This is a genomic window from Streptomyces sp. NTD107 (assembly GCF_059510435.1).
Map to the genome: position 1 here is coordinate 217,375 of NZ_JCAJZV010000003.1, position 26,590 is coordinate 243,964.

Annotated in this window: 24 protein-coding genes; 10 read left to right on the forward strand and 14 right to left on the reverse strand. The window is 72.5% G+C overall.

The features are described from left to right. Positions 1–2 precede the first annotated feature (2 nt). From serC to AC5WRL_RS08640, 7 genes are all read right to left on the reverse strand, one after another. Positions 3–1,121, reverse strand: a complete 1,119-nt coding sequence (serC, locus tag AC5WRL_RS08610; RefSeq protein WP_496087759.1) for a phosphoserine transaminase — start codon at positions 1,119–1,121, stop codon at positions 3–5. A gap of 237 nt (positions 1,122–1,358) precedes the next feature. Then, the gene (locus tag AC5WRL_RS08615) at positions 1,359–2,618 is read right to left on the reverse strand and encodes a cytochrome P450 family protein (RefSeq protein ID WP_496087760.1); all 1,260 of its coding nucleotides are present in this window, start codon (positions 2,616–2,618) and stop codon (positions 1,359–1,361) included. 44 nt (positions 2,619–2,662) lie between these two features. Beyond that, positions 2,663–3,952 (reverse strand): cytochrome P450, encoded by a 1,290-nt coding sequence (locus AC5WRL_RS08620; protein ID WP_496087761.1) that lies wholly within the window; start codon positions 3,950–3,952, stop codon positions 2,663–2,665. Further along, the gene (locus AC5WRL_RS08625) at positions 3,949–4,602 is read right to left on the reverse strand and encodes a GTP-binding protein (protein WP_496087762.1); all 654 of its coding nucleotides are present in this window, start codon (positions 4,600–4,602) and stop codon (positions 3,949–3,951) included. The genes AC5WRL_RS08620 and AC5WRL_RS08625 overlap by 4 nt, the downstream gene beginning before the upstream one ends. Beyond that, a complete protein-coding gene (locus AC5WRL_RS08630) occupies positions 4,583–5,017 on the reverse strand; it encodes a DUF742 domain-containing protein (protein ID WP_496087763.1) in 435 nt (144 codons plus the stop codon). Before AC5WRL_RS08630 ends, AC5WRL_RS08625 begins: the two co-directional genes overlap by 20 nt. Further along, positions 5,014–5,457, reverse strand: coding sequence for a roadblock/LC7 domain-containing protein (locus tag AC5WRL_RS08635; RefSeq protein ID WP_496087764.1), 444 nt, complete (start codon positions 5,455–5,457; stop codon positions 5,014–5,016). Before AC5WRL_RS08635 ends, AC5WRL_RS08630 begins: the two co-directional genes overlap by 4 nt. A 29-nt stretch (positions 5,458–5,486) precedes the next feature. Beyond that, on the reverse strand, positions 5,487–7,073 hold the full coding sequence (locus AC5WRL_RS08640; RefSeq protein WP_496087765.1) for an ATP-binding protein: 1,587 nt from the start codon (positions 7,071–7,073) through the stop codon (positions 5,487–5,489). Positions 7,074–7,371: 298 nt separating this feature from the next. Between AC5WRL_RS08640 and AC5WRL_RS08645 the strand changes: the two genes are divergently transcribed. From AC5WRL_RS08645 to AC5WRL_RS08680, 8 genes are all read left to right on the forward strand, one after another. Then, complete coding sequence (locus AC5WRL_RS08645) at positions 7,372–8,361, forward strand: zinc-binding dehydrogenase (RefSeq protein WP_496087766.1); 990 nt, start codon at positions 7,372–7,374, stop codon at positions 8,359–8,361. Positions 8,362–8,497: 136 nt separating this feature from the next. Beyond that, the gene (locus AC5WRL_RS08650; RefSeq protein ID WP_496087767.1) at positions 8,498–8,917 is read left to right on the forward strand and encodes a peptidoglycan-binding domain-containing protein; all 420 of its coding nucleotides are present in this window, start codon (positions 8,498–8,500) and stop codon (positions 8,915–8,917) included. A gap of 123 nt (positions 8,918–9,040) precedes the next feature. Next, positions 9,041–11,929, forward strand: coding sequence for an FAD-binding and (Fe-S)-binding domain-containing protein (locus tag AC5WRL_RS08655; protein WP_496087768.1), 2,889 nt, complete (start codon positions 9,041–9,043; stop codon positions 11,927–11,929). A gap of 126 nt (positions 11,930–12,055) precedes the next feature. Beyond that, entirely contained in the window at positions 12,056–13,315 is a 1,260-nt protein-coding gene (locus tag AC5WRL_RS08660) for an enolase C-terminal domain-like protein (RefSeq protein ID WP_496087769.1), read from the forward strand. A gap of 29 nt (positions 13,316–13,344) precedes the next feature. Next, complete coding sequence (locus AC5WRL_RS08665) at positions 13,345–14,928, forward strand: sodium:solute symporter family protein (RefSeq protein WP_496087770.1); 1,584 nt, start codon at positions 13,345–13,347, stop codon at positions 14,926–14,928. 117 nt (positions 14,929–15,045) lie between these two features. Continuing rightward, positions 15,046–16,107, forward strand: coding sequence for a Bug family tripartite tricarboxylate transporter substrate binding protein (locus AC5WRL_RS08670; RefSeq protein ID WP_496087771.1), 1,062 nt, complete (start codon positions 15,046–15,048; stop codon positions 16,105–16,107). Next, positions 16,104–16,709: a tripartite tricarboxylate transporter TctB family protein gene (locus AC5WRL_RS08675; RefSeq protein ID WP_496087772.1), complete on the forward strand. Its 606-nt coding sequence runs from the start codon at positions 16,104–16,106 to the stop codon at positions 16,707–16,709. The genes AC5WRL_RS08670 and AC5WRL_RS08675 overlap by 4 nt, the downstream gene beginning before the upstream one ends. Before the next feature lie 2 nt (positions 16,710–16,711). Then, the gene (locus tag AC5WRL_RS08680; protein ID WP_496087773.1) at positions 16,712–18,229 is read left to right on the forward strand and encodes a tripartite tricarboxylate transporter permease; all 1,518 of its coding nucleotides are present in this window, start codon (positions 16,712–16,714) and stop codon (positions 18,227–18,229) included. Positions 18,230–18,297: 68 nt separating this feature from the next. Here AC5WRL_RS08680 and AC5WRL_RS08685 read toward each other — a convergent pair whose 3' ends face one another. From AC5WRL_RS08685 to AC5WRL_RS08705, 5 genes are all read right to left on the reverse strand, one after another. Then, positions 18,298–18,534, reverse strand: a complete 237-nt coding sequence (locus AC5WRL_RS08685) for a chaplin (RefSeq protein ID WP_496087774.1) — start codon at positions 18,532–18,534, stop codon at positions 18,298–18,300. Between the two features lie 163 nt (positions 18,535–18,697). After that, complete coding sequence (locus AC5WRL_RS08690; protein WP_496087775.1) at positions 18,698–18,934, reverse strand: chaplin; 237 nt, start codon at positions 18,932–18,934, stop codon at positions 18,698–18,700. Between the two features lie 143 nt (positions 18,935–19,077). Continuing rightward, complete coding sequence (locus tag AC5WRL_RS08695; RefSeq protein WP_496087776.1) at positions 19,078–19,482, reverse strand: hypothetical protein; 405 nt, start codon at positions 19,480–19,482, stop codon at positions 19,078–19,080. A 138-nt stretch (positions 19,483–19,620) separates the two neighbouring features. Continuing rightward, positions 19,621–20,094, reverse strand: a complete 474-nt coding sequence (locus AC5WRL_RS08700; protein WP_496087777.1) for a hypothetical protein — start codon at positions 20,092–20,094, stop codon at positions 19,621–19,623. Positions 20,095–20,107: 13 nt separating this feature from the next. Beyond that, positions 20,108–20,845, reverse strand: coding sequence for a TetR/AcrR family transcriptional regulator (locus AC5WRL_RS08705; RefSeq protein WP_496087778.1), 738 nt, complete (start codon positions 20,843–20,845; stop codon positions 20,108–20,110). Positions 20,846–20,932: 87 nt separating this feature from the next. Here AC5WRL_RS08705 and AC5WRL_RS08710 point away from each other — a divergent pair, with 87 nt between their 5' ends. After that, a complete protein-coding gene (locus tag AC5WRL_RS08710; protein WP_496087779.1) occupies positions 20,933–22,483 on the forward strand; it encodes an MFS transporter in 1,551 nt (516 codons plus the stop codon). Positions 22,484–22,618: 135 nt separating this feature from the next. Continuing rightward, positions 22,619–24,550: a GTP-binding protein gene (locus AC5WRL_RS08715; protein ID WP_496087780.1), complete on the forward strand. Its 1,932-nt coding sequence runs from the start codon at positions 22,619–22,621 to the stop codon at positions 24,548–24,550. Positions 24,551–25,016: 466 nt separating this feature from the next. Here AC5WRL_RS08715 and AC5WRL_RS08720 read toward each other — a convergent pair whose 3' ends face one another. Beyond that, positions 25,017–25,550: a GNAT family N-acetyltransferase gene (locus AC5WRL_RS08720; RefSeq protein WP_496087781.1), complete on the reverse strand. Its 534-nt coding sequence runs from the start codon at positions 25,548–25,550 to the stop codon at positions 25,017–25,019. Between the two features lie 49 nt (positions 25,551–25,599). After that, on the reverse strand, positions 25,600–26,538 hold the full coding sequence (locus AC5WRL_RS08725) for a helix-turn-helix domain-containing protein (protein ID WP_496087782.1): 939 nt from the start codon (positions 26,536–26,538) through the stop codon (positions 25,600–25,602). Between the last annotated feature and the right edge of the window lie 52 nt (positions 26,539–26,590).

The following is a 26,590-nucleotide window of genomic DNA, read 5'->3' on the forward strand; positions in this document are numbered from 1 at the left end:
CTTCAGAGGCGTTCGATCACGTAGTCGACGCACGCCGTCAGGGCCTCGACGTCCGCCGGGTCGATGGCCGGGAACATCGCGATCCGCAGCTGGTTGCGGCCCAGCTTGCGGTACGGCTCCGTGTCCACGATGCCGTTGGCCCGCAGCGCCTTGGCGATCGCCGCCGCGTCGATGCCGTCTGCGAAGTCGATGGTGCCGATGACCTGCGAGCGCTGCGCCGGGTCGGTCACGAACGGGGTCGCGTGGTCCGACTTGTCCGCCCAGCCGTACAGCCGGCCCGCCGAGTCGGCGGTGCGGGCGGTGGACCAGGCCAGGCCGCCCTGGCCGTTGATCCACTCCAGCTGCTCGGCGAGCAGGAACAGCGTGGCCAGCGCCGGGGTGTTGTACGTCTGGTCCTTGCGCGAGTTGTCGATCGCGGTCGGCAGCGAGAAGAACTCCGGAATGTGCCGGCCGGAGGCCGCGATCCGCTCGGCGCGCTCCAGCGCGGCCGGCGAGAACACCGCCAGCCACAGGCCGCCGTCCGCCGCGAACGATTTCTGCGGCGCGAAGTAGTAGACGTCCGTCTCGGCGATGTCCACCGGCAGCCCGCCCGCGCCCGAGGTGGCGTCGACCAGCACCAGCGAACCCTCGTCCGCCCCCGCCACCCGGCGGATCGGCGCCGCGACCCCCGTCGAGGTCTCGTTGTGGGTCAGCGCGTACGCGTCCGCGCCCCGCTCCGCTCGCGGCGCCGGGTGCGTACCGGGCTGGGAACTGATCACGGTCGGCTCGTCCAGCCACGGCGCGAGCCGCGCCGCCTTGGCGAACTTCGACGAGAACTCGCCGAACGACAGATGCTGCGACTTCGCCTCGATCAGCCCGTGCGTGGCGATGTCCCAGAAGGCGGTGGAGCCGCCGTTGCCGAGCACCACCTCGTACCCCTCGGGGAGCGAGAACAGCTCGCTCACGCCCTCCCGTACGCGCCCCACCAGGCGCTTCACCGGAGCCTGCCGGTGTGAGGTGCCCAGCAGCGAGCTGCCGGTCGCCGCCAGGGCGTTCAGCGCCTCGGTGCGCACCTTTGAGGGGCCAGCGCCGAACCGGCCGTCGGCGGGCTTGATGTCAGCGGGAATCTCGATGTCGGCCACGAACGGAGCGTAGTCCGTCCGGGGGGCGGCTCCGAACCATGTCCGTCCGGTGAGACGGAAATCCTCATCAGGCGGACGGTCCGCGAGCCCTCGTACGCGCGCGTTCCACCCTCACCGCCGCAGGTCGCGGGGGTGAGGGCGGTACGCGGCGGGTTGACGGCCCCGAGGCGACCCCGGGCCGGACCCGGGCCGGACCCGGGCCGGACCCGGGACGGTCCCGGGCCGGACCCGATCGGTTCAGTCGCTCCGCTTCGACAGCAGCACCGGCAGCGCCGCCAGATCGTTCTGCGTCACCGACGGGTTGTTGCGCAGCTCCTCGGCCGGCACCGCCAGCGTCATGTCCGGGAACCGCTCGAACAGCGCCGGCAGCGCCAGCTCCGCCTCAAGCCGCGACAGCGGCGCGCCCGGGCACACATGCGTGCCGTGCCCGAACGACAGATGCCGGATCGGCTGCTCCCGCGTGATGTCGAACTCGCGTGCCGTGGGCCCGAACTGCGCCTCGTCCATGCCCATCGGCCCGAGCGAGAGCACCAGGCCCTCGCCCTTCTCGATCACCGTGCCGCCGATCTCCACATCCTCGGCCGCGAACCGCATGAGTACATGCGTGATGGGCGGCGACCAGCGCAGCGCCTCCTCCACCACCGCGTCCCAGCCGATCTCGCCGGAGACGGCCAGCGCCAGCTGCTCGGGGTGGGTGAGCAGCCCGCGCACCGCCTGGAGCAGCAGCGAGATGGTGGTCTCGTGCCCGGCGGCGATGATCACCTGGATGGTGGCGACGACCTCCGCGTCGGTGAGCGGCGCCACGCCCTCCTCGGCGGCGTTCAGCAGCGCGCTGGACAGGTCGTCGGCCGGGTTCAGCTTCTTCTCGGCGACCATCGCCGTGAAGCGGGTGGACAGCTCCTCCAGCACGGCCGGCAGCCCCTCGGGCGGGGTGAAGCTGGAGAAGAGCGAGTCGAACAGCTCACGCAGCCGGTTGTCGCCGGCCGCCTGGAGGCCCATCAGCTCGCTGATGACCCGCATCGGCAGCTCGTACGCGAACGCCGGCTTGAGATCGACCGGCTCCCCGTTGTCCTTGGCCGCCAGCTCCTCGATCAGCTGCTCGGTGATGCGGGCCACCTTCGGCCGCATCTCCTCCACCCGGCGCGGCGTGAACGCCTGCGAGACGGGGGTACGCAGCCGCCGGTGCTCCTCGTCGTCCACCACCAGCATGCTGGGGCCCGGGTCGACCAGGGCGCGCAGCGGCCAGTTGGCGCCGATCTCGCCGCGCTGCCACGGCCCCCACTGGCTGACGTCCTTCACCAGCCGGGCGTCGGTCAGCAGCTTGCGGGCCTCGGCAAGGTGGGTGACGGCCCAGGCGGTGACGCCGCCGGGCAGCTCAACTCGTACGAGGGGCCCTGCGGCACGCAGCCGCTCGCCCTCCCCGAGCCGGTCCTTGACGTAGGGGTCGAGTACGAAGGGGGCGGCGGCGGAGCCGTTGTGCGGCACGGGGCAGGTCATCTATCTGGAGCCTCTCACTGAGTCAGGTCTCACGGGGGTACCTCTCATCTGTACGAGCGCTGTGCGGGTGCCGGGGTGAAGCGCACCGGCAGCGCGGTGAGGCCGCGCATCCACACCGAGGGCCGCCACACCAGGGCGGCCTCGGGGACGGACAGTTCGACATCGGGCAGCCGGTCGAGCAGCACCTCGATGCCGGTACGGGCGATGGTCTCGCCGATCTCCTGCGCGGGGTACGGGCAGCGGTGTTCGCCGTGCCCGAACGCGAAGTTGGCGTTGTTGCCGCCGGTGAACGAGCCGCCGGCGGTGCGGATCTGCGGGTCGTGGTGGGCGGAGGCCAGGCCGAGGACCACCATGTCGCCGGCCCGGATGTGCTGCCCGCCCAACTGCACGTCACGGGTGGCGAACCGGGCCACCGAGTTCTGCAACGGCGCGTCTTCCCAGAGCACTTCGTTCATGGCCTCGTTGACCGAGTGCCGGCCACCGGTGAGCGAGGCGGCGAACCGGTCGTCGGTGAGCATGAGCCGCAGCGAGTTGCCGATCCAGTCGGCGGTGGGCTGCTGCCCGGAGACGATGACGACCACCAGGTCCTGCATCACGTCCGCCGGGGTGAAGGCGCCGGCGTGGGTGAGCATCCGGGAGACCACGTCGGGCCCGGGCGTCCGGACCCGGGCGTCCACCAGCCGCTGCGAGGCGGCGTGGAAGTGGCCCATGGCGGCCAGCGCGTCCTCCCCGCCGTCCAGGAAGGTGTTGATGGCGTGCGCGAGCCCGGGGCCCTCGTCCTCCGGGTAGCCGCACACCCGCACCAGGGTGAGGGCCGGCAGCAAGGTGGCGTAGTGCTTGATGAGTTCGGCCTCGCCCTGGCCGCAGAAGGCGTCGATCAGCCGGTCGGCGATCTCCTCGGCGGCCTTGCGCAGTTCGAAGCTGTCCACCGCGTCGAGGGCGTCCTCGGTCATCGCGATGCGGCGCGCGTGCTCCTCGCCGACCGTCCACAGCACGGAGGTGAAGTTGTAGTCGACCATCGGGCGCAGCGGCCAGTCGGCGGGGATGGCGGGCCATTGCCGCCAGTGCCGTGAGTCGCGGCTGAACAGCACCGGGTCGCTGTAGATCTGGTGCAGTTCGCGGTAGCCGAGCGCCAGCCAGGCGGGTACGTCACCGGGCAGGGTCACGGGCGCGACCGCGCCGTGGTCGCGCCGCATCTCCCCGTACAGCTGGGCGGGTTCGGTCTGGAACCGGGGCCCGGACAGCGGTACGGCCCCGGCGTGTGCGGGGCAGCCGGGCGGCGGGGTGCCGCCGCCGGGGCCCGGGGCGGTGGGCGGGTGGTGGGGTGAGGTCACGGTTGGGTCGTCTCCTGAACCGGCCGGCCGGTGGTGGACAGGGCGTGCAGATGTTCGACGAGCGTGATCAGGACCTGCTTGCTGGACGCCCGGGAGCGGGCGTCGCAGTCGACGAGCGGGATGTGCGCGGGCAGGTCCAGGGCGTCCCTGATCTGCTGCTGGGTGTGCGGCGGGCCGCCGAAGTCGTTGCGGGCCACGATGAAGGGGGTGCCGTGCTGCTCCAGGCGGTCGATCGCGTACCAGGAGTCGGCGAGCCGCCGGGTGTCGACGAGGACGACCGCGCCGAGGGTGCCGGCGAACAGCCGGTCCCACAGGAACCAGAACCGCTCCTGGCCGGGGGCACCGAACAGGTACAGGATCGTCTGCTCGGTGAGGGAGATCCGGCCGAAGTCGAAGGCGACGGTGGTGGAGGTCTTGCCGCGCACGGCGGACAGGTCGTCGACCCCGGCGCCGGCCTGGGTCATGACCTCCTCGGTGTTCAGCGGCCGGATGTCGCTGACCGAGCGGACCATGGTGGTCTTGCCCACCCCGAAGCCGCCCACGATCACGATCTTCAGCCCGTTGTCGGCGCTGCCGCCCAGCGGGATGCGCCGCTCGCGCCGCTCCGGAAGCTCGGGCAGCGGCGACGGGTCAGAGGTTGCGGAGTCCAACGAGCACCTGCTCAAGGAGATGAGGGTCGGGTAGGGGGGCGGCGGCGTGCGCGGTGGCGGTGGCTGTGGCGGCGGCGGTACGGGCCGGGCCGGGGCCCGCGCCCCGGCCGGGGGGCGCGGCCGACACGGTACGCGGGTGGCGGGCGGTGATGTGGCCCTGGTCGAGGAGGTCGCACAGCAGGATCTTCACGATGCTGATGGGCAGCCGCAGTTCGGCGGCGATCTCCACCACGGCCGTCGGGAACGCGCACAGCCGCAGGATGGTGGCGTGTTCCGACTGCATCCCCGCGGTCGGCTCGCTCTCGCTCACCACCAGCGTGACCAGGTCGAACGCGGCGGCGGAGCCCGCCCGGCTGCGCCCTCCGGTGAGGGTGTAGAGCCGGTCGGGGTCCTCGTCCCGGCCCGGGCGGCTCATGCCTGCCCGCCGCCGGCGCCGGACTGTTCGCGTGGTGGTGTGCTGAGGTGGTCGCCGAGTTGCTCGACCAGTTCGTTCATGTTGTGCCCGATCAGGCCGACATCGGCGTGCTCGGTGGCGACGACGGCGAGATGGGCGCCGTCACCGGCCTCGACGATGAACAGGATGCCGCCGTGGAACTCGGTCATCGACTGCCGCACGCCGCCGTTGCCGTCGCCGAACTCGATGGACGCGCCGTGCGACAGGCTCTGGATGCCGGAGGCGATGGCGGCGAGCTGGTCGGCCTGGTCCTCGGTGAGTTCCGGGGTGTGGAACAGCTTGAGGCCGTCGCGGGAGAGTACGAGGGCGTGCCGGGCGCCGGGGGTGCGCTCCTGGAGGCTGACCAGCAGCCAGTTCAGCTCGTCGTCTCCTGATGCGACTGCGGTACTACTGCCGGGCATCGGTGCTCGTTCCTCCGTGGCGGGTGCGGTCATGAGTTCTCGTCCGCCGGCCGGTCGGCCGGGGTGTCGGTGACCGGGGCGTCCCGGCCCCGGCCGGCGTCCTTGCCGGCGTCCTTCTCGCCGCGCACGGCGCGGCGGAAGGTGCCGAAGCGGGCCGCCGATTCGGCGGGGGAGTGGTTGGCCCGGGGCCGCAGTTTGCGGGTGGGCGGGTCGTGGTCGGCGTGCGCGGCGGCGAGGGTACGGCCGCGGCGCCGCTTGGGCAGGCCGCTCTCGCCGTACTCGGTGGAGTCGTCGGTCGCGTCGGGGGTCCGGGGGGCGTCGTCGGGTTCGGCCGGGGCGTGCTCGGCGGTCGCGGCCGGAGCCGGAGCCGGGGCGGGGGTGGGGGCCGGGGCGGTGACCTCGCGCAGCGCGGGGCGTTCGGACCGTCCGGACCGTCCGGACCGTTCGGACCGTTCGGTACGCAGCGCGGTGGCGCCGGCCGGCTCGGGCGGTGCGGCGGCCGGGGTGGCCTCCGGCTTGGGGCGGGAGATCAGCTCCTGCGGGACCATCATGAGCGCCCCGGTGCCGCCGCGCGCGGACGGCCGGAAGGACACCGACATGCCGTGCTTGCGGGCGAGCGCGCCGACCACGGCCAGCCCAAGGCGCGTACCGGACAGTGCGGTCAGGTCCAACGGGGCGGCGGAAACTGCTCGTTCGGCGCGGCGCAGCGCGACCTCGCTCATCACCAGGCCGGAGTCCTCGACGGTGATGATGACCCCGGCCGGCACCTCTTCGACGTACACGTGGACTTCGGCGGTGGGCGGGGAGAAGTTCGCGGCGTTGTCGAGGAGTTCGGCGAGCGCGTGCATGACGCCCTCGGCGGCGTGCCCGGCGACGGACAGCTGGCTGGTGGAGTGCAGCCGTACCCGCTGATAGCCGCCGATCCGGCCCATGGCGCCGCGCAGGATCGACTCCATGACGATGGGCTTGGCCCAGCGGCGGCCGGAGCGGGCGCCGGTGAGCACGGCGATGGAGTCGGCGAGCCGCCCGGCCTGGGCGGTGCGGTGGTCCAGGTGGAGCAGGTCGCCGAGCATGGTCTCGTCGGTGTGCCGGTGCTCCATCTCGCGCAGGTCGGCGAGCATGGAGGTGGACAGCGCCTGCATGCGGCCGGCGGCGTTGGCGCAGGCGGCCATGGCGGCGGCCTTGCTGGTCTCGCTGCGGCTGATCTCCTCGGCGAGCAGCTTGAGTACGCGCTGGTGCGGCTCGTCGGCGGGGGTCTCGGCGGTGGCCAGCGCGGTGGCGGCGGAGGTGCCGGTACGCAGCCGGGCGGTCAGCGCGGGGACGGTCTCGCGGGCGAAGTGCCGGGCGCGCCGGTCACGTTCGGCGAGGTCGGCGCGGAGCAGGGTGGTGGTGGCGCGGGCGTGGGTGGCGAGGGTCGCGGCGATGATCAGCCCGGCCGCGATGGCTATCTCGATCCAGGTGCGGGGTTTGCCGAAGAAGTCGGCGAACAGCAGCCAGCCGGTGGTGAAGAGCGCACCGAGCACGATGCTGCCGATCAGCAGGACCAGCAGCGCCTGCCGCAGCGGGGAACGCTCCGTCCCGGGGCGCGCGGTGGGGGAATGCGCAGTCGCAGTCATCAATCGAAGACCTCGGACAGATGCGGAGCGGGCGAGTCGGGCATCGGGGTGGTGCGGTGCGGTGCGGGGTGGTGTTGTGCGGTGCGGGGTGGCCGTGGGGTGAAGGCCACTGCGATCAATTGCGGAACACTATAGGAGAGTTCCGCATCCTTTTGGGGCTGCCCTCTGCCCGGAAATCAATCGATCTTGATCACCGGGCACAGGTATATGCCAACCCGGCTCGATGCGCCGGGTTGACCTCAACCGCACTTGAAGTCACATGCTCCCGGTGTTGACCTGTGGAGAGGGAGCGAGCGCGATGCGTGTGGTGCGGGTGGCCAGGTACGGCGGCCCCGAGGTGCTGGTTCCGGGCGAGGCCCCGGACCCGGTGCCCGGGCCCGGCCAGGTGATGGTCGAGGTGGCGGTGGCGGGCATGACGTACGTCGAGACCCAGATCCGGCGCGGCACCGACCCGTGGCACCCCAGGCCGGTGCTGCCCTACGTACCCGGCGGCCTGGTGGCCGGCCGGGTCGGCGCGGTGGGCGACGGGGCGGACGCGGGATGGCTGGGTCGCCGGGTGCTGGCCGGCACGGGGGAGACCGGCGGCTTCGCCGAGCGCGCGGTGGCGGCGGAGGCGGACCTCTTCCCGGTGCCGGACGGCCTGGGGCTGCCGGGGGCCACCGCCCTGTACAGCGACGGCGCCACGGCCCAGGGCCTGGCCGAACGCGCCGGGATCCGCCCCGGTGAGTGGGTGCTCGTCGAGGCGGCGGCCGGTGGGGTCGGCAGCCTGCTGGTGCAACTCGCCCGCGCGGCGGGCGCGCACGTCATCGGCGCCGCCCGGGGCGAACGCAAACTGGCGCTGGCCCGGCGGCTGGGCGCGGACGCGGTGGTCGACTACACCGAGCCCGACTGGACGCACTGGGCCCGCGAAGCGACCGGCGGCACCGGCCCCGACCTCGTCTTCGACGGGGTCGGCGGCCGGATCGGGCGGGAGGCGTTCGAGGTGACGGCACGCGGCGGCCGGTTCTCCGTCCACGGCGCGGCGGCCGGCGAGGTCACGGCCATCGACGCGACGGAGGCCCGCCGGCGCGGCGTGGAGGTCATCCCCATCGACCAACTCGCGGCCTTCGGCCCGCACCTGCACCGCTGGGCGGAAACCATGATGACCAAGGCGGCAGCCGGCGAGCTGTGCCCGGTCATCGGCCGGACCTACCCCCTGGAGCGGGCGGCCGAGGCCCACGCGGCGATGGAGAACCGCACCACCCTGGGCAAGACCCTGCTCCTGCCCGGAGCCTCCGGCAACCGATAGAACCCGAACCGACCTGGCGCGCATTGCCCATCACCTGGCGCGCATCGCCATCCACAAATCCGCCCCGCCCGGGAAAGCTCTGTCCCCGAGGCGCACCCGCCGACCAGGGTGTCGCACCACAAGGGGAGGGAACCCGATGCGTTCACGGAAGACACTGACCACCCTCGCGACGGCCATGGTGCTGGGGGCCGGGCTCATGACGGCACCGGCGGCGGTCGCCAGTACGGACCGCACGTCCCAGGCGCCGGCGGTGACGGCGTACTCCTGCGATTTCTACGTGTACGAGCAGCTGGCCGGCGGAGTCGTGGGGTGGACCGCCCGGTACAGCAACACCATGACCGCGATCGTCGGCTCCGGAAGCTCCGGCAAGACGGTCGCGGAGGCGCAGTGCATGCTGGCCGGCTGGGGATGCAACCCTGGTGCGGCCGACGGAATCTACGGCCCCAACACTCGTGGGGCCATCGTGCGCTTCCAGCAGAAGAACGGTCTGGCCGATGACGGCGTCGTCGGCCCCAACACCTGGAAGAAGCTCCGCAACCCGTCCAAGAAGTGCTGAGCCCGTCCTCACCCCGGGCCGCCCGTCGCGCGATCCCTCGCACGGCGGGCGCCCCGCCCGTTTCGTCCGCCCAGGCCGGTGCGGCGGTTCCCGGCCGGCGGCCGGACCGTGCAGGCTGGGGGTATGGGACAGCAGCGCGGTACGGGGAGCACGGGGAGTACGGAACTCGCGGCGGGGCTAAGGGCGGTGATGCGGGGTGAGGTGGAGTTCGATGCCGCCTCCCGGGCGCTGGCCACCATGGACGCCTCCAACTACCGGCGCGTCCCGGTCGGGGTGGTCGCCCCGTACGACGCGGACGACGTGGCCGCCGCGCTCGCCGTGTGCCGCGAACACGGCGTGCCCGTCGTCGCGCGCGGCGGCGGCACCTCCATCGCCGGGCAGGCGACCGGCGTCGGCGTCGTCATGGACTTCACCCGGCACATGAACCGCATCGTGTCGCTGGACCCCAAGGCCCGTACCGCCGTCGTCCAGCCCGGCGTCATCTGCGACGCGCTGCGCGACGCCGCCGCTCCGCACGGGCTGACCTTCGGGCCCGACCCCTCCACCCACTCCCGCTGCACCATCGGCGGCATGATCGGCAACAACTCCTGCGGCTCCCACTCCGTCGCCTGGGGCACCACCGCCGACAACGTCCACGCCCTGGACGCCCTCACCTACCGGGGCGACCGGCTGCCACTCACCCGCGGCGGGCGCGACCTGCCGCCCGCCCTGCGCGCCGCCGCCGAAGATCTCGTCAACCGCGAACTGGCCCTGCTGCGCACCGGCTTCCCCGAGCTGCCGCGCCGAATCTCCGGCTACGCCCTGGACGAGCTGCTGCCCGAACGCGGCCGGGACTGGGCGCGCGCCCTCACCGGCAGCGAGGGCACCCTGGCCGTGCTCACCGAGGCGACCGTTCGGCTGGTGGCGGCCCCCGCCGCCCGCGTACTGGCCGTGCTCGGCTACCCCGACGAGTCCCGCGCGGCCGAGGCGGCCCCCGGCCTGCTGCCGCACCAGCCGCTCACCGTGGAGGGCATGGCGGGCGACCTGGTCGCCGACCCGGCCGCCAGGGCCGCGCTGCCGCGCGGCGGGGCCTGGCTGTTCGTGGAGCTGGGCGGCGCGACCCGCGCCGAGGCGGAGGCCGCCGCCCGCCGACTGATCGCGGCGGCGATCGCGGACGGCGCCACCGGCCACGCCCTGCTCACCGATGCGGCCGGGCAGCGCGCGCTGTGGCGGATCCGCGAGGACGCCTCCGGCACCGCCACCCGGCTGCCCGACGGCGGCGAGGCGTGGCCGGGCTGGGAGGACTGCGCCGTACCGCCCGCCCGACTGGCCGGCTATCTGCGGGAGTTCCGCTCCCTGTTGCGCGACTACGGGCTGCGCGGGCTGCCGTACGGGCACTTCGGTGACGGCTGTATCCATGTGCGGATCGACTTCGATCTGCTGACCGCGCCGGGGATCGCCCGGTTCCGGGAGTTCAGCGGGGAGTTGGCCCGGCTGGTGACCGCGCACGGCGGTTCGCTGTCCGGGGAGCACGGCGACGGGCTGGCCCGCGCCGAGCTGCTGCCCACCATGTACGGGCCCGAACTGGTCGGTGTGTTCCACCGGTTCAAGGATCTGCTGGACCCGGACGGCGGCCTCAACCCCGGCGTACTGGCCCGCCCGGACCGGCTGGACGATCATCTGCGGTTCGCCGGGCTGCCGAAGTCCCCGGTGCCGGTGGCGTTCGGATACCCGCACGACGGCGGGGACTTCACGGCGGCGGTACGGCGCTGCGTCGGCGTCGCCAAGTGCCGGGAGAGCAGGGCGAGCGGCAGCCAGGTGATGTGCCCGTCGTTCCGTGCCACCGGCGAGGAGCGGCATTCCACCCGGGGCCGGGCGCGGCTGCTGCACGAGATGCTGGTGGGGGAGGTGATCACGGACGGCTGGCAGTCGGAGGAGGTGGCCGAGGCGCTGGATCTGTGTCTGTCCTGCAAGGGCTGCCGGGGCGACTGCCCGGTGGAGGTGGACATGGCCACCTACAAGGCGGAGTTTCTGCACCAGCGTTACCGGGGGCGGCGCCGGCCGGCCGCGCACTACGCGATGGGGCGGCTGCCGCAGTGGCTGCGGCTGGCGGCGGCGCTGCGGGTGGCGCCGCTGGCCAACGCCGGGGCGAAGGTCCCGCCGCTGGCGGCGCTCGCCAAGCGGCTGGGCGGCATCGCGCCCGAGCGGCCGATCCCGCCGATCGCCGCCGAACCGTTCACCCGCTGGTGGCGGGGACAGGGCCGGCGGCCCGACAGGAGCGGCCGGGAGCGGATCGTGCTGTTCCCCGACAGCTTCACCAACTACCTGGCGCCGGAGGCCGGCCGGGCGGCGGTACGGGTCTTCGACGCGGCCGGACTGGACGTGACGGTGCCGCCGAGGCGGGTGTGCTGCGGGCTGACGTACGTCACCACCGGCCAGCTGGACACCGCCCGCAAGGTGATGCGGCGCACCCTGGATCAGCTGGCGCCGGCGCTGGACGCCGGGCTGCCGGTGACCGTCCTGGAGCCGCCGTGCGCCGCCGCGATGCGCACCGACATCCCCGAGCTGCTGCCCGACGACCCGCGCGCGGCGCAACTGGCCGGCGCGGTAAGGACCTTCGCCGAGACGTTGGAGGAGCGGGCCCCGCACTGGCAGCCGCCGCGCCTGGACCGTCCGGTGGCCGGGCAGACGCACTGCCACCAGAGTGCGGTCCTGGGGGACGGCGCCGACCGGCGACTGCGTGAACGCGCCGGTCTGAGTGGCGAGTTGACGGCGGGCTGCTGCGGGCTCGCCGGGAACTTCGGCTTCGAGAAAGGCCATTACGAGGTGTCGGTGGCCTGCGCCGAGGATCAGCTGCTGCCGGCCGTGCGCAACGCCCCGGCCGGCGCCGAACTGCTGGCGGACGGCTACTCCTGCCGTACCCAGCTCGACCAGCTGACCGGCCGCACCGCCCGCCATCTCGCCGAACTCCTCGCGGACGGCCTGGACGGCCTGGACGGCCTGGACGGCTCGGACGGCTCGGACGGCCGGTAACAGACGGCCGCGCGCGAGGGGTTCTCACCGGCCCCGTCACGCACTACGGTTTGCGCGATCCGTTCCGTTCAGCGGAATGTCCCGTGTTTATATCCGTGAATGTGTGAAGGGGCCGGAGTCCGTCACATGCACATCCGCGAGATCCACCTCACCCCCGTCGCCTTCCGCGACCCACCCCTCCTCAACGCCACCGGCATCCACGAACCCTGGGCGCTGCGCACCATCGTCGAGATCGTCACCGACGACGGCCTCACCGGACTCGGCGAGACCTACGGCGACCAGACCCACCTCGACCGATTACACGCCGCCGCCCAGCACCTCATCGGCCTGCCCGTCCACGACCACCACGCCCACTACACCGCCGTCACCGCGAGCCTCGGCACCAAGGCGACCGCCGACCAGCACACCCTCACCGGCGCCGGCCCCGGCCAGAAAACCGCCGACGCCGTCCACTCCCCCTTCGAAGTCGCCTGCCTCGACATCCTCGGCAAAGCCACCGGCCTGCGCGTCGCCGACCTGCTCGGCGGCCCGGTCCGTACCACCGTCCCGTACAGCGCCTACCTCTTCTACAAGTGGGCCGCCCACCCCGGCGCCCCCGCCGACCCCTTCGGCGAAGCGCTCACCCCGGACGCCATCGTCGCCCAGGCCCACTGGATGATCGACCGCTACGGCTTCACCTCCCTCAAACTCAAGGGCGGCGTCCTGCCCCCGGACCGCGAGACCGACACCGTCCACGCCCTGCGCGCCGCCTTCCCCCACCACCCCCTCCGTATCGACCCCAACGCCGCCTGGACCCCGGCCACCTCCATCCGGGTCGGCACCGAACTCGCCGGCGTCCTCGCATACCTGGAGGACCCCACCCCCGGCATCGACGGCATGGCCGAGGTCGCCGCCCGCGTCCCCATGCCGCTCGCCACCAACATGTGCGTCGTCACCCACGACCACCTGCCGCCCGCGATCGCCGCCCGCGCCATCGGCGTACTCCTCCTCGACCACCACTACTGGGGCGGCCTGCGCCGCTCCACCCAAGTCGCCGCCCTCTGCGACACCTTCGGCATCGCCCTGTCCATGCACTCCAACAGCCACCTCGGCATCTCCCTCGCCGCCATGACCCACCTGGCCGCCGCCACCCCCAACCTCGGCCACTCCTGCGACACCCACACCCCCTGGCAGGACGGCCAGGACGTCATCGCCCCCGGCGCGCTGCGCATCAGCGGCGGCGCCGTGGCCCTCCCGGACGGACCGGGACTCGGCATCGAACTCGACCGGGACGCCCTGGCCGTGATGCGCGAGAACTACGAGAAGTGCGGCATCCGACGGCGCGACGACACCGCGTACCTCCGGCGCTTCGACCCGGAGCACCGCCCCCGCGTCGCCCACTGGTAGTCAGAGATCAGAGAAGGGAGACCCGAGCGATGTCCGTTCTCGACTGGGCCGTGGTGGCCGCGTACTTCCTCGTCATCGTCGCCATCGGCTGGTGGTCCAAACGCCGCGTCCACGACGTGGCCGACTTCTTCACCGCGCGGGGCCGCATCCCCTGGTGGCTGTCCGGCATCTCGCACCACATGTCCGGCTACAGCGCCGTCATGTTCGTCGCCTTCGCCGCCGTCGCCTACGACTACGGCTTCACGGTCTACGTCTGGTGGGCGCTCACCATCGGACTCGGCATCGGCATCGGCGCGTTCCTCTTCGCCCCCCGCTGGAACCGGCTGCGCGCCAAGCACGGCGTCAATTCCCCCCTCGAATACCTCGCCCGCCGCTACAACCTCCCCACCCAGCAGGTCCTCGCCTACAGCGGCGCCGCCCTCAAGGTCGTCGACATCGCCGCCAAGTGGGTCGCGATCTCCGTCCTGTTGCAGGGCTTCGCCGACATCCCGCTCGCCTGGGGCATCATCATCGCCGGGCTCGGCACCATGGCGTACGTCACGGTCGGCGGCATCTGGGCCGATGTCCTCACCGACATGGGGCAGTTCGTCATCCAGGCCGTCGCCGGCCTCGTCATGCTCGTCGCGGTCGGCGCCCGGCTCGGCTTCGACTACCCCTGGGCCATGTGGGGCGACCTCCCCGACGGCCACGGCGACCCCATCGCCGGGCCCGTCACCACCACCCTCGTGCTGGCGTTCCTGCTGGTCAAGACGTTCGAGTACAACGGCGGCATGTGGAACCTGGCCCAGCGCTACATGGCCTCCCCCTCCGGCTCCGCCGCCCGCCGCTCCGCCCTGCTCTCCAGCGCGCTGTGGCTGGTGTGGCCGTTCATCCTCTTCCTGCCGATGTTCGCCGCCCCGCTCATCGTGCCGGGCCTGACCAACGGCGAGGAGTCGTACGTCGCGCTCGCCGTCGAACTCCTCCCGGCCGGGCTGATCGGCCTGATGCTCGCCGGGTTCTTCTCCCACACCATGGCGATGGTCGGCTCCGACTGCAACGTCATCACCGCCGTCATCACCCGCGACATCGCCCCCGTACTCGTCCCCAAGGTGCGGCGGTTGGGCGAGGCCGCGCAGCTGGTGATGGCCCGCGTCACCACCGTGCTGTTCGTCTCGCTCAGCATGACCATCGCCATCACCACCGGCGGCGAGGGCTTCGTCCTGAACACCGTCGTGCAACTGGTCGCCGCCACCATGGGGCCGATCTCCATCCCCCTCATGCTCGGCCTGCTGCCCTGGTTCCGCCGGGTCGGCCCCACCGCCGCGATCACCTCGTGGGCGGGCGGCCTCGGCGTGTGGTACGTCGTGAAGTACGTGCTGGAGGACGCCACCCAGTCCGCGATCGTCGGCCTCCCGTTGGCGACTTCTCTCATCCTGTACGTCGTCGTCGGCTGGCTGCGCCCCGAACGCAGCGCGGATCGCGACGAACTGCTCGACTCCCTGACCGCCGACCCGGACCCGGACCCAGGCCCGGACCCGGACCCAGGCCCGGACCCGGACCCAGGCCCGGACCCAGGCCCGGGCCCGGACCCGGACGAGCCGCCTAACACAAAGACCAAAACCCTCACTAACTGACCTAACCCGCAAGACCGCAGACAGCGGCCCGCACCCCGGGCCACCATGACCGCTTACGCCGCACCCGCCAACGGGACCGCGGGACGGCGATGCGTAGAACTTCTGTCTGAGGTGCACATGAGCAATCCGGAACACCACCCGCGCAGCGCCGCGAGGGAGGTGTGGCAGGGCCGGGCAGACCGGCTGGGCATCCGCCGCCCCAAGCGGCCGGTGTTCGCCGGCCTGTACGGGGTCGTCGTCCTCGCCCTGGTGGCCCTGGCCGTCGTCGACGCCTCCTCCCACGCCGGCGGCGGCAGCGCCCGTACCAACCTCACCCTCATGGCCCCGGCCGCCCCCGGCGGCGGCTGGGACCTCGCGGCCCGCGAATCCCAGCAGGCGATGCGCTCCTCCGGCGTCGTCAACAACGTCCAGGTCGTGAACGTCCCCGGCGCCGGCGGCACCATCGGCCTGAGCCAGACCGTGGGCCGCAAGGGCGACGAGTCGCTGCTGATGGTCACCGGCACCGTCATGCTCGGCGCCATCAACGTCACCGGCTCCGACCACACCATGGCCGACGTCACCCCCATCGCCCGCCTCGCCGACGACTACCTCGTGGTGGTCGTGCCCTCGGACTCCCCGTTCCAGACGATGGAGGACCTGCTGGAGGCATGGCGGCAGAACCCCAGCGGTACGGCGATCGGCGGCGGCTCGCTCGGCGGCTCCGACCACCTGCTGGCCGGCCTGCTCGCCCGCGAGTCCGGCATCGACCCCGGGCAGCTCAACTACATCGCCTACTCCGGCGGCGGCGAGGTCACCACCGCGCTGCTCTCGCACACCGTCAACGCCGGGATCAGCGGCTACAACGACTTCTCCGACCAGATCACCACCGGGCGGTTCCGCGCCCTGGGGCTGTCGGCGGAGGAGCCGGTCAACGGCATCGACGTGCCCACCTTCATCGAGCAGGGCGTCGGCGTGGCGCTGCCCAACTGGCGCGGCGTGGTCGCCCCGCCCGGACTGACGGAGGAGGAGGTCCAGGAACTGCGCGACATCGTCACCGAGATGGTGGAGACCGAGCAGTGGACCGACGCCGTCAGCCGCAACCGCTGGAAGAACACCTTCATGGTGGGCGCGGAGTTCGAGGAGTTCCTCGCCACCGAGACCGCCCGCATCGACCAGATCGTGGAGGAGCTGGGACTGTGACCACCACGACCGAGAAACCAACCGCCGGGCCGGAGCAGGAGGAGCACAAGCCCTCCTTCTGGAAGGGCCGCAGCGAATTCATCGTCGTCGCCGTGCTGCTGGCGCTCGCCGTCTTCCTCACCCACGGCACCCTCACGATGACGGTGCCGCCGACCGCCGGCTCACCCGGGCCGCAGTTCTTCCCGTGGATCATCACGGTGCTGGCGTACGTACTCGCCGCCGTGCTGACGTGGCAGATCATCCGCCACCCGAGCACCCCGCCGCTGCCCCCGGGCGTGGAGGCGGCGGAGCCGACCGACGCATCGCAGTCGGCGCCCCAGCCCCAGCCCCAGCCCCAGCCGCAGCCGTACCGTACCCACACCGACTGGCGCAGCGTCGGCATCATCATCGGCACCTTCCTCCTCTTCACGATCGCGCTTGAGCCGGTCGGCTGGCTGCTCTCCGCCGCGCTGCTGTTCTTCGGCGTGGCCTACGCCCTGGACGGCAAGCGGCCCGTCTTCGACGCCAGCCTGTCGCTCGGCGTCTCCGCGATCGTGCAGCTCGCGTTCTCCGCCGGCCTCGGCCTCAACCTGCCGGCCGGCATCCTGGGCGGGGTGATCTGACCATGGATCCGATCTCCCATCTCCTCGACGGCTTCGCCGGGGCCTTCACCCCGATGAACCTGCTGTGGGTCGTCGTCGGCGCCATGCTCGGCACGGCGGTCGGCGTACTGCCCGGCCTGGGCTCGGCCATGGCGGTGGCGCTGCTGCTGCCGGTCACCTTCAGCCTGGACCCGACCGGCGCGTTCATCATGTTCGCCGGCGTCTACTACGGCGGTCTGTTCGGCGACTCGACCACCGGCATCCTGCTCAACACCCCCGGCAACAGCTCGGCGATCGCCACCACCTTCGAAGGCCACAAGATGGCCAAGGCCGGCCGCGCCCCGCAGGCGCTGGCCACCTCCGCCATCGGCGCGTTCATCGGCGGCATGATCGCCACCACCCTGGTGGTGTTCTTCGCCCCGCGCCTGGCCGACCTGGCCGGACTCTTCGGCCCCGCCGAATACTTCGCGCTCGCCGTGTTCGCCTTCGCGGCGACCGCGACGGTGGTCGCCGACTCCGTCATCAAGGGGTCGATCTCGCTGATCATCGGCCTGTCGCTGGCGCTGATCGGCATCGACAGCTCGTCGGGGGCCTCGCGCTTCACGATGGATCTGCCGCCGCTCTTCGACGGGGTGTCGATCGTCGTCATCACGGTCGGCCTGCTGGCGCTGGGCGAGGTGCTGTTCGTGGCCTCCCGCATCCACCGCGACCCGCCCGCGCCGCGCGTCGCCTTCACCGGGCGGCCGTGGCTGAGCCGGGGCGACGTGAAGCTGGCCTGGCCGGCGTGGCTGCGCGGGGCGGGCTTCGGCGTACCGTTCGGCGTAATCCCGGTCGGCGGCTCCGAGGTGCCCACCTTCCTGTCCTACGCGACGGAGAAGAAGCTGGACAAGCGGCGCAAGAAGCAGATGTTCGGCAAGGGCGCCATCCAGGGCGTGGCCGGACCGGAGGCGGCGGGCAACGCCACGGCCGGCTCGGCGATGGGCGCGCTGCTGGCGCTTGGCCTGCCCACGTCGGCGACGGCGGCGATCATGCTGGCGGCGTTCCAGCAGTACGGGATGCAGCCGGGGCCGCTGCTGTTCGAGCGGAACACCGAGCTGGTGTGGACGCTGCTGGCGTCGCTGTTCATCGGCATGATCGTGCTGCTGATCATCAACCTGCCGTTCGCCCCGATGTGGGCCAAGCTGCTGCTGGTGCCGCGCCACTACCTGTACGCGGGCATCACGGTCTTCTGCGGCCTGGGCATCTACGCCACCTCGGCGTCGGCGTTCGACCTGATGCTGCTGCTGGGGATCGGCCTGCTGGGCTTCATGATGCGGCGGTACGAGCTGCCGCTGGCGCCGGTGCTGATCGCGGTCATCCTGGGCCCGCTGGCCGAGACCGAGCTGCGGCGGGCGCTGGCGGTGAGCGAGGGCGATGTGGCGATCCTGTTCGACAGCGGGATCGCGGTGACGCTGTACACGCTGCTGGCGGGCGCGATCGTGCTGACCACGATGAACCGGATCCGCAACGCGCGGAAGCGGAAGGCGGCCCTGGTGGCGTAGGCCGTAACCGGAACGCGAAGCCGCCCGCACCCCGGAGGGTGCGGGCGGCTTGTGCGTGGCGCGGAACGTCAGTGAATGACGCAGACGTTGCCGAACGCCGGGTTGAGGATCCCGACGACGTTGATGGAGTTGCCACACAGGTTCAGGCCGACCTCGACCGGCACCTGGATGACGTTGCCGGACAGCACACCCGGCGAGCCAACGGCGAAGCCCTTGGCGCTGGCGTCGGCGGAGGCGACCCCGGCGGCACCCAGGACACTGACGCCGGCCAGGGCGGTGGCGGCGATGGCGGTGCGAATACGCATGTTCTCTCCAGTAAGGAAACGGATGGAACGAACGACGCAGAACGTCAGCACCGATCAGACCGTCCGCCATGAGCATTTCCCGCGCATTCACCTGATCGAGGGCGCGCCCGCCCGCTCCCCGGCGCAGGGGAACGGGCGGACGCGGTCGCGGGGGCCGGGGTCGTCAGCCGCTGATGCAGACGTTGCCGATGGCGGGGTTGAGCGCGCCGCCGAAGTTGACGGTGTTCCCACAGATGTTGATGTTGATGGAGATGGGCACCTGGATGACATTGCCGGACAGCACACCCGGCGATCCCGCGGCCACCCCCTGCGCCCCCGAACCGGCGACGGCGACCCCGGCGCCCCCGAAAACGGCGGCCCCGGCCAGAACGGTGGCAGTGATAGCGGTGCGCATGCGCATGAAGCTCTCCTCTGCGAAGCGACGAGACGTCACACCCCATAAGACCCGCACCGCCACCCGCCCCGCCCGAAGCCCCAAGAACATCACCCGAAAGAGCAAGCGCACCGCCCACCCCTCACGCCCCTGCGGGGCCGGGCTCAGACTCAGCACTTCTTGGTGATCCCACCCGTCTTGTCACCCTTCAGCGGCCCGCCCCAGATGTAGTTGCCGTCCGACAGCTTCACCCACTTGTTGTGGCTGATCCCCTTGGCGTCCACCGTTCCGCCGGTGAGCCGGCACATCCCCATCAGCTGCTGGTTCGCCGCGACCGGATACGCGACGTCGTAGCTGGTGGACGCGCCCTTGCGGACATCGCCCTGAATCCAGGTGGTGATGTTGCCGGTCGCCATGGTGGCCGCCTCGGCGACCTGGGCACCCTGCGTGGCCTGCGTGGCCTGCGTGGCCTGGGTGGTGGCGACGGCCGGCGCCCCCGTGGCCCCCACCAGGGCGAATCCCGTGACGACGAGAACCAGGGCCCGCTGACAGCTCTTGCGCGTGCGCTTCTCCACTTTCCTTCGGCTGAACCACCGTCCTCCGTCGGGCCGGCACACCGGAAGAACGTCCCGTCACCTCACGAGATGCACCAAACCCGTGCAAACCGACAGCAAATGATTGCCACAGAACAGGCCAGAGGCATCCGTGATCACTCACCGCCCGATTCGGCCCACCCATCCCTCGACCGCCTCGGCCCGCTCCACCAGCGACCCGATGATCACCGGCAGCCGCCCCGGATTCCGCCACAGCACGAACGCCATCAGATCCAGCACCGCCCACCCGAAGCAGTGCCCGAGAACCCCGGCCCCGCCCACCCGTCCACCGGCGGCCCGGGCCCGTACCACCGCTCCGGCGGCCCGGACCGGCCGCCTTGACCACTTGAGCACCGCCCGCCCGCCGCGATCCGGCCCGCGCAGCAGCCAGGTGGCGGACTGCATGCCGCCGGTCAGTGGGCGGACCAGCTCGAAGCCGGTGTGGTGGGCACGATTGGCGTCCGCGAGCACCAGCCGCGTGGTCTGTTCAGCCGAGTCAGCGGGCATGTGCGGAGCCTCGTTTCCATAGGCGTCGGCGTCGGCGTCGGGGTCGGCACCGGCGTTGGCGCCGAAGGCCGGCCGGGGGAGCCACACCGTGGGCGCGACCCTAGTCCTTCGTGTGGTGGCGGGAGGCGATGAGGGATTCGATGCCGTCCAGGAGGCGGTGGAGGCCGAACGTGTACTGGTCGGTGGCGTACGGGGCGGCGCCGGCGCGGAGGGCGGCCAGGAGGGCGGGGTACTGGGTGAAGTCCACCAGTTCGCGCAGCGCCGCGTTGCGGTCCGCCGCGTCATAGGCGTCGGCCGGGTCCTCGATCTGCGCGCGCAGCAGGCCAAGGCCCCGGCTGTAGGCGTCCAGCGACTCGATCGCGGCCAGCTTCTCCGGCTCCGTCAGGCCCGTGCCCTCGAAGACCCGCAGCATGGAGTCGAGCCAGCGCAGCTGGTTCGGCCCGGGCACCCGGTCGGCGCCGTGCAGCCGCAGCGCCCACGGGTGGCGGCGGATCGCCTCCCAGTCGTCCATGGCCCATGCCTCAAGCTTCGCCCGCCAGTCGCCCGGCCACTCGTGCGGCAGGGTTCCGCCGACCGCGACCGCGTCCAGCATGAGCGCCTCAAGCTCCGCCTTGCCGCGCAGATAGGTGTACAGCGAGGCCGTTCCCACGCCGAGTTCGGCCGCGACCCGGCGCATGGACAGGGCCGGAAGGCCCTCCGCCGTCACCAGCTCGATCGCGGCGGCCACGATCTGGTCCGGTGTCAGCCCCCGCTCGGGCCCCCGGGCTCCGCGCGGCTGGGTGGCGGGGTCGTTCCAGAGCAGCCCCAGGATGCGCCGCTGGTTGTCCTTCGCACTCATCTCGACGTTCAGGCTACCGTTCGGCGTAATATCGGCGAACATTGTTCGGAGTATCCCGGCGTACCCCGGAGGGCAGGGACAGCGGCCATGACCACGGACACCTCACCGCACGCGGCGGACGGCTCACCCACGCGGGGACACCGCCGCGAACGCCGCACCCTCCTCGCGGCCACCCTCACCAACGGCCCCACCGAACTCCTCGACTTCCTCCTCCCCCTGTGGGCCGGCTCCGCCCTCGGCCTCAGCGCCACCGAGACCGGCATCCTGCTCGCCGTCGAAATGCTGTGCTCACTCGCCGCCCGTCCGCTGGCCGGCATCCTCGCCGACGCCCACGACCGCCGCCGCGTCGCCGCCACCGGCGCCCTGCTGTACGCCGCCTCCGCCACCGGCTACGCCCTCGCCACCGGCCCCGCCCCCGCCTACCTCGCCGCCGCGCTCGGCGGCATCGGCGGCGCCCTGCTGTGGGTCGCGGTACGCGCCATCATCGGCGAACGCCTCGCCGCCGACTCCGCCGTCTTCCCCCGCCTGCTCGCCGCCCAGGAGACCGGTGCCTGGATCGCCTTCATCACCGGATTCGTCCTGCTCGTCAGGATCGACTACACCGGCGTCTTCCTGCTGTGCGCGGCGGCCTGCGCCACGGCCGCCGTCCTCCTGCTGCGTGCCCCGGACGGCCCGCCACCCGCGCCCGCCGGCGACCCGGCGGACACCGCCGGGATCACGGCGATCGGTCGCCGGCTGCGCCCCATGCTGCTCGCCGTCGCGCTCACCATGACCGCCGAGGCCGCCCTGTCGCTGCTTCTGCTGCTTCTGCTCCAGCGCGAGTACGGGCTGGACATCACCGGTATCGCCCTCGTCTTCCTCCCCGGCGCCATCGCCATGAGCCTGGCCGCCGAGCGCATGCACACCTATGTGGTCCGGTTCGGCCGCGCCCGCGTCCTCTCGGCGGCCTCCTTGTGCGGCACCGCCTTTGCCATCGGCCTCGCCTGGGCCCCGAACCCCTACGTCATCGCCGGCCTGTGGATCCTCAGCGGTCTGTCCTGGGCCGCCGTCATGCCGATCCAGCAGGCGGTGATCGCCGAGGTGTCCGGCGCGCGGATCGGGCGCGGCATGGGGGTGTACGAGTCGGCGGGCCTGTCCGGCGCCCTGCTCGGCGCGCTCGCGGCCGGTGTGCTGTACGACCGGGCCAGCTGGGCGGCCTGCTGTCTGGTCGCGGCGGGCATCCTGCTGTCCGGGGCGGTGATCGCCCCCGCCGCGGTGCGCCGGATGGGCGTGCGGGACATCCCGCCACCGGTGCCCGCCGCGCCGGTATCTGAGACCGGGCCCGTACCCGCGTCGAAGCCGTTGCCGGCCGCGGCCCCGGCCCCGGCCCCCGGCCCGGCCCCCGGCCCGACACGCCCCGCCCGGGCCCTGGCGGCCCGCGTCGTGGTGTTCGCCGCAGCCCAGCTCGCCCTCCTCGTCCTGGACCTGTCCTGGATCCGGGACCTGTTCACCGAGGATCCGCTCACCACCCTCAGCGGCGGCGACCGCCCCCTCGACGACACCGCCGCCTGGTTCTACGGAGCGGGCAGGATCTGGACGTACCTCCTCGTCGCCGACCTGCTCTGGACCGGCGGCAAGCTGCTCCGCCGCCGCCCGTAAACCGGTTGCCCGGCCGACGGGCGTCTGCTGCACTGCACCGACACACATCGGCCCACGCCACGAGGGAGACCACCATGAGGACAACGCGCATGCCCCAGCAGGTAATCACCGCCTATTCGGAGGACATGACGCTCAGTGCGTACGTTGAACCTGGGGATTCTCGCCCATGTTGACGCCGGAAAGACCAGCCTGACCGAGCGGCTGCTGTACGCCGCCGGAGTCATCGACGCGATCGGCAGCGTCGATGACGGCAACACCCAGACCGACTCCCTGTCGCTCGAACGGCAGCGCGGCATCACCATCAAGTCCGCCGTCGTCTCCTTCGCCCTCGACGCCGGCACCACGGTCAATCTCATCGACACCCCCGGACACCCGGACTTCATCGCCGAGGTGGAACGGGTCCTCAGCGTGCTCGACGGCGCCGTGCTCGTCGTCTCCGCCGTGGAAGGCGTCCAGGCCCAGACCCGGGTCCTGATGCGCACCCTGCGCCGGCTGCGCATCCCCACCCTCGTCTTCATCAACAAGACCGACCGCGCCGGCGCCCGCCCGGCCGCCGTCCTCGACGAGCTGCGGACGCGCCTCACCCCGGCCATGACCCCGCCCGGCGCGCCGCCGGACCAGCTCACCGAACTGCTCGCCGAACAGGACGACCGCCTCCTCGCCGCCTACCTCGACGCGGCCGGCCCGCTCCCGCCCGCCCAGCTGCGCGCCGAACTCGCCGCCCAGACCCGCCGCGCCCGTACCCACCCGGTGTACACCGGCTCGGCCATCACCGGAGCCGGTACGGACGCGCTGCTCGACGGCATCCGCGCGTACCTCCCGGCCCGCGCGGGCGACCGGGGCGCCCCCCTCTCCGGCAGCGTCTTCAAGGTCGAACGCGGACCGGCCGGGGAGCGGATCGCGTACGCCCGGCTGTTCGCCGGCACCCTCGCGGTGCGCGATCGGCTGCCCGGCTCGGAGGAGAAGGTGACGGCGATCGCCGTCTTCGACCGGGAACGCGGCACGGCGGTAAGCCGCGAGAGGGCGGTCGCGGGCGAGATCGCGAAACTGTGGGGCCTGAGCACGGTACGGGTCGGCGACCCGATCGGCACCCCGCCCCCGGGGGCGCGCGAACGCCACTTCCCGCCCCCCAGCCTGGAGACCGTCGTCGAGCCGTACCACCCGAACGACAAGGGCACCCTGCACGCCGCGCTCACCCAGCTCGCCGAACAGGACCCCCTCATCAACCTCCGCCAGGACGACCTGCGCCGCGAGATCGCCGTCTCGCTCTACGGAGAGGTGCAGAAGGAGGTCATCCAGGCCACCCTGGCGGACGAGTACGGGGTGGCGGCCACCTTCCGCGAGACGACGACGATCTGCGTGGAGCGGGTGACGGGCACCGGGGAGGCCGTGGAGTACAACAAGAAGGACGGCAACCCCTTCCTCGCCACCGTCGGCCTGCGCGTCGAACCGGCCCCGGCCGGCAGCGGGGTCACCTATCGCCTCGGCGTCGAACTCGGCTCCATGCCCTACGCGTTCATGGCCGCCGTGGAGGACACCGTACGCGCCACCCTGCGGGAGGGCCCGCACGGCTGGGAGATCCCCGACTGCGTGGTCACCATGACCCACTCCGGCTACTCCCCGCGCCAGAGCCACGCGCACGCCACGTTCGACAAGAGCATGTCGAGTACGGGCGCGGACTTCCGGGGGCTCACCCCGCTCGTGCTGATGGCGGCCCTGCGGCGGGCCGGCACCCAGGTGCACGAACCCATGCACCGCTTCACCCTCGAACTGCCCGCCGACACCTTCGGCCCGGTCGTGAACGCCCTGACCCGGCTGCGCGCCATCCCCGGCACGCCGGCGACGCACGGCGCGGTGTGCGTCCTGGACGGGATCATCCCGGCGGCGGCCGTCCACCGGCTGGAACAGCAGCTCCCCGGCCTCACCCGGGGCGAAGCCACCCTGGAGGCCACCTTCGACCACCACCGGCCGGTGGCCGGCCCACCCCCGACCCGCGACCGCACCGACCACAACCCGCTGAACAGAAAGGACTACCTGCTGGCCGTACTGCGCCGGCTGACCGGCTGACCGGCCGACCTCAACCGGTAGCGCGAGGGCGGTGTCCCGTAGCGGCCCACGAACGCCCGGCGGAGTGCTTCCGCCATCTTGAAGCCGCTGCCGAGGCCAGCCCATCCGCGTCCCACCCGTGCGTGGTGGCCCGCCGGCCCGCTGGAGGGCCGCCGGGCCGCCACCCACGGGGGATTCCGCCACCCGCTGCCCAGGTTCGGCGCGACGCCCGTCGCCGAACGCTGGGTCCGCGACGGTGCCGTGCTCACCGCCGCCGGTGTGTCGGCCGGGATCGACCTTGCCCTCCACCTGGCGGACCACCCCGCGCTCCTGACCCGACTGACGTCCGGAGCGCCCCCGCGCCCCCCCGCACGCCCGACAACGGCCAGCCAACGATGGCCGGCCCACCCCGCGGCTCAACCCACCGCACCCAGCCATCACGAGCGGCCCCGGCCCCGGCCGCGACCGCGACCGGCGCCGCGACCGTTCATGCCGTGCCGGCCCCCGGGCGGAGGCTCACCCGCCAGTCGTTGGAGGTCGCCCAGTGGCCCTTGGGGTACTCCATGCTCACCGTCCCGGCGAGCTGGAACCCGGCCTTGCGGCACACCCCGTTCGAGGCGGCGTTGGCCGGCCTGGGGTAGGCGTGCAGCGTACGGTGCGGGCCGTCGAGGGCCCGGAGGACCTCGACGACGGCCCGGGCCGCCGCCGCTGCCAGCCCGCGCCCCTGGAACTCGGGCAGTACGGCCCACCCCGTCTCCCACACGGTCTCGCCGTCGTCCTGTCCGTGCTCCCAGTACCCGATCGACCCGACGGTCTCCCCGGTCGCGGCCAGTTCCACCCGGTACACCTGCCCGGGGCCCGACTCCGGCTCCGACATGCCGACGTACCGCCTATGCCGGTCGGCCAGCTTCTCCGCGCTCTCGGGGCCACCGAGAGCAGTGGTCATCGCGGGCGTGTTGCATCGCTCCAGCAGCCAGAAATCCCCGGTGCCCCAGGGCACCAGCCGCACCACATCGTTCATGGCCGCGAAGCTACCGGAGGGGACTGACAATCCCCGTGGCGGCCGTCGCTCACGGGCGGAAGGTGCGGCGATAGGTGTCGGGCGGGACGCCGACGCTGCGGTGGAAGTGGCGGCGCAGGGTGGTGGCGGTGCCCATGCCGGTGGCCGCGGCGATGGCGTCCACCGTGGCGTTGGTGGTCTCCAGGAGTTCCTGGGCGTGCCGGATGCGCTGTGCGTGGAGCCACTGGAGCGGTGTGGTGCCGGTGAGGTGCCTGAAGTGCCGGCCGAGGTGGCGTGAGCTCATGCGGGCCTGACGGGCCAGGTCCTCCACGGTGAGCGGTTGGTCCAGCCGCTCCAGCGCCCAGGGAAAGAGTTCCCCGAGGGGGTGGTTGCCCGGGGCGGGCACCGGGGTGGCGATGAATTGGGCCTGGCCGCCGTCGCGGTGCGGTGGGATGACCAGGCGGCGGGCGATCTTGTTGGCGTTGGCCGAGCCGTGGTCGAGGCGGACCAGGTGCAGGCACAGGTCCATGGCGGCGGCCTTGCCGGCGGAGGTGAGGATGTCGCCGTTGTCGACGTAGAGCACGTCCGGGTCGATGGTGGCCGCCGGGTGGCGCCGGGCGAGTTCTCCCGTGTGGGCCCAGTGGGTGGTGGCGCGTCTGCCGTCGAGCAGTCCTGCCGCGCCCAGGACGAAGGCGCCCGTGCACAGGGAGGCCACGCGGGCACCGGCCCGGTGCGCGGCGCGCACCGCCTCGGTCAGTGCGGCGGGCGGTTCACGATCCGGGTCGTCCCAGCCGGGGACGATCACGGTGTCCGCGGACGCGAGGTGGTCGAGTCCGTGGTCGGGTTCCAGACGCAGGAAGCGGTTGACGCGCACCGGGCCGTTCGCGCAGAGGATGAAGTCGTACCAGGGGTCGACGAGGTGGGTCAGGTCGGTGCCGAAGATCTCGATGGCCACGGACAGTTCGTAGTGGAGCATGCCGTCGGTGACGGCCAGCGCGACGGTGGGCATGTCCGAAACTGTACGTGCCATGTCGTTTCCGACGCTCGCGGCGGGTGCTGCC

Excerpts from the sequence above, each read along its gene's own strand:
- AC5WRL_RS08630 (WP_496087763.1), bottom strand. The coding sequence starts at position 5,017 with ATGAGCCGCCCGGGCCGGGACGAGGACCCCGACCGGCTCTACACCCTC.
- AC5WRL_RS08650 (WP_496087767.1), top strand. The coding sequence starts at position 8,498 with ATGCGTTCACGGAAGACACTGACCACCCTCGCGACGGCCATGGTGCTG.
- AC5WRL_RS08615 (WP_496087760.1), bottom strand. The coding sequence starts at position 2,618 with ATGACCTGCCCCGTGCCGCACAACGGCTCCGCCGCCGCCCCCTTCGTA.
- AC5WRL_RS08680 (WP_496087773.1), top strand. The coding sequence starts at position 16,712 with ATGGATCCGATCTCCCATCTCCTCGACGGCTTCGCCGGGGCCTTCACC.
- AC5WRL_RS08635 (WP_496087764.1), bottom strand. The coding sequence starts at position 5,457 with ATGCCCGGCAGTAGTACCGCAGTCGCATCAGGAGACGACGAGCTGAAC.
- AC5WRL_RS08660 (WP_496087769.1), top strand. The coding sequence starts at position 12,056 with ATGCACATCCGCGAGATCCACCTCACCCCCGTCGCCTTCCGCGACCCA.
- AC5WRL_RS08665 (WP_496087770.1), top strand. The coding sequence starts at position 13,345 with ATGTCCGTTCTCGACTGGGCCGTGGTGGCCGCGTACTTCCTCGTCATC.
- AC5WRL_RS08690 (WP_496087775.1), bottom strand. The coding sequence starts at position 18,934 with ATGCGCATGCGCACCGCTATCACTGCCACCGTTCTGGCCGGGGCCGCC.
- AC5WRL_RS08705 (WP_496087778.1), bottom strand. The coding sequence starts at position 20,845 with ATGAGTGCGAAGGACAACCAGCGGCGCATCCTGGGGCTGCTCTGGAAC.
- AC5WRL_RS08645 (WP_496087766.1), top strand. The coding sequence starts at position 7,372 with ATGCGTGTGGTGCGGGTGGCCAGGTACGGCGGCCCCGAGGTGCTGGTT.
- AC5WRL_RS08670 (WP_496087771.1), top strand. The coding sequence starts at position 15,046 with ATGAGCAATCCGGAACACCACCCGCGCAGCGCCGCGAGGGAGGTGTGG.
- AC5WRL_RS08640 (WP_496087765.1), bottom strand. The coding sequence starts at position 7,073 with ATGACTGCGACTGCGCATTCCCCCACCGCGCGCCCCGGGACGGAGCGT.
- AC5WRL_RS08655 (WP_496087768.1), top strand. The coding sequence starts at position 9,041 with ATGGGACAGCAGCGCGGTACGGGGAGCACGGGGAGTACGGAACTCGCG.
- AC5WRL_RS08720 (WP_496087781.1), bottom strand. The coding sequence starts at position 25,550 with ATGAACGATGTGGTGCGGCTGGTGCCCTGGGGCACCGGGGATTTCTGG.
- AC5WRL_RS08685 (WP_496087774.1), bottom strand. The coding sequence starts at position 18,534 with ATGCGTATTCGCACCGCCATCGCCGCCACCGCCCTGGCCGGCGTCAGT.
- AC5WRL_RS08710 (WP_496087779.1), top strand. The coding sequence starts at position 20,933 with ATGACCACGGACACCTCACCGCACGCGGCGGACGGCTCACCCACGCGG.
- AC5WRL_RS08725 (WP_496087782.1), bottom strand. The coding sequence starts at position 26,538 with ATGCCCACCGTCGCGCTGGCCGTCACCGACGGCATGCTCCACTACGAA.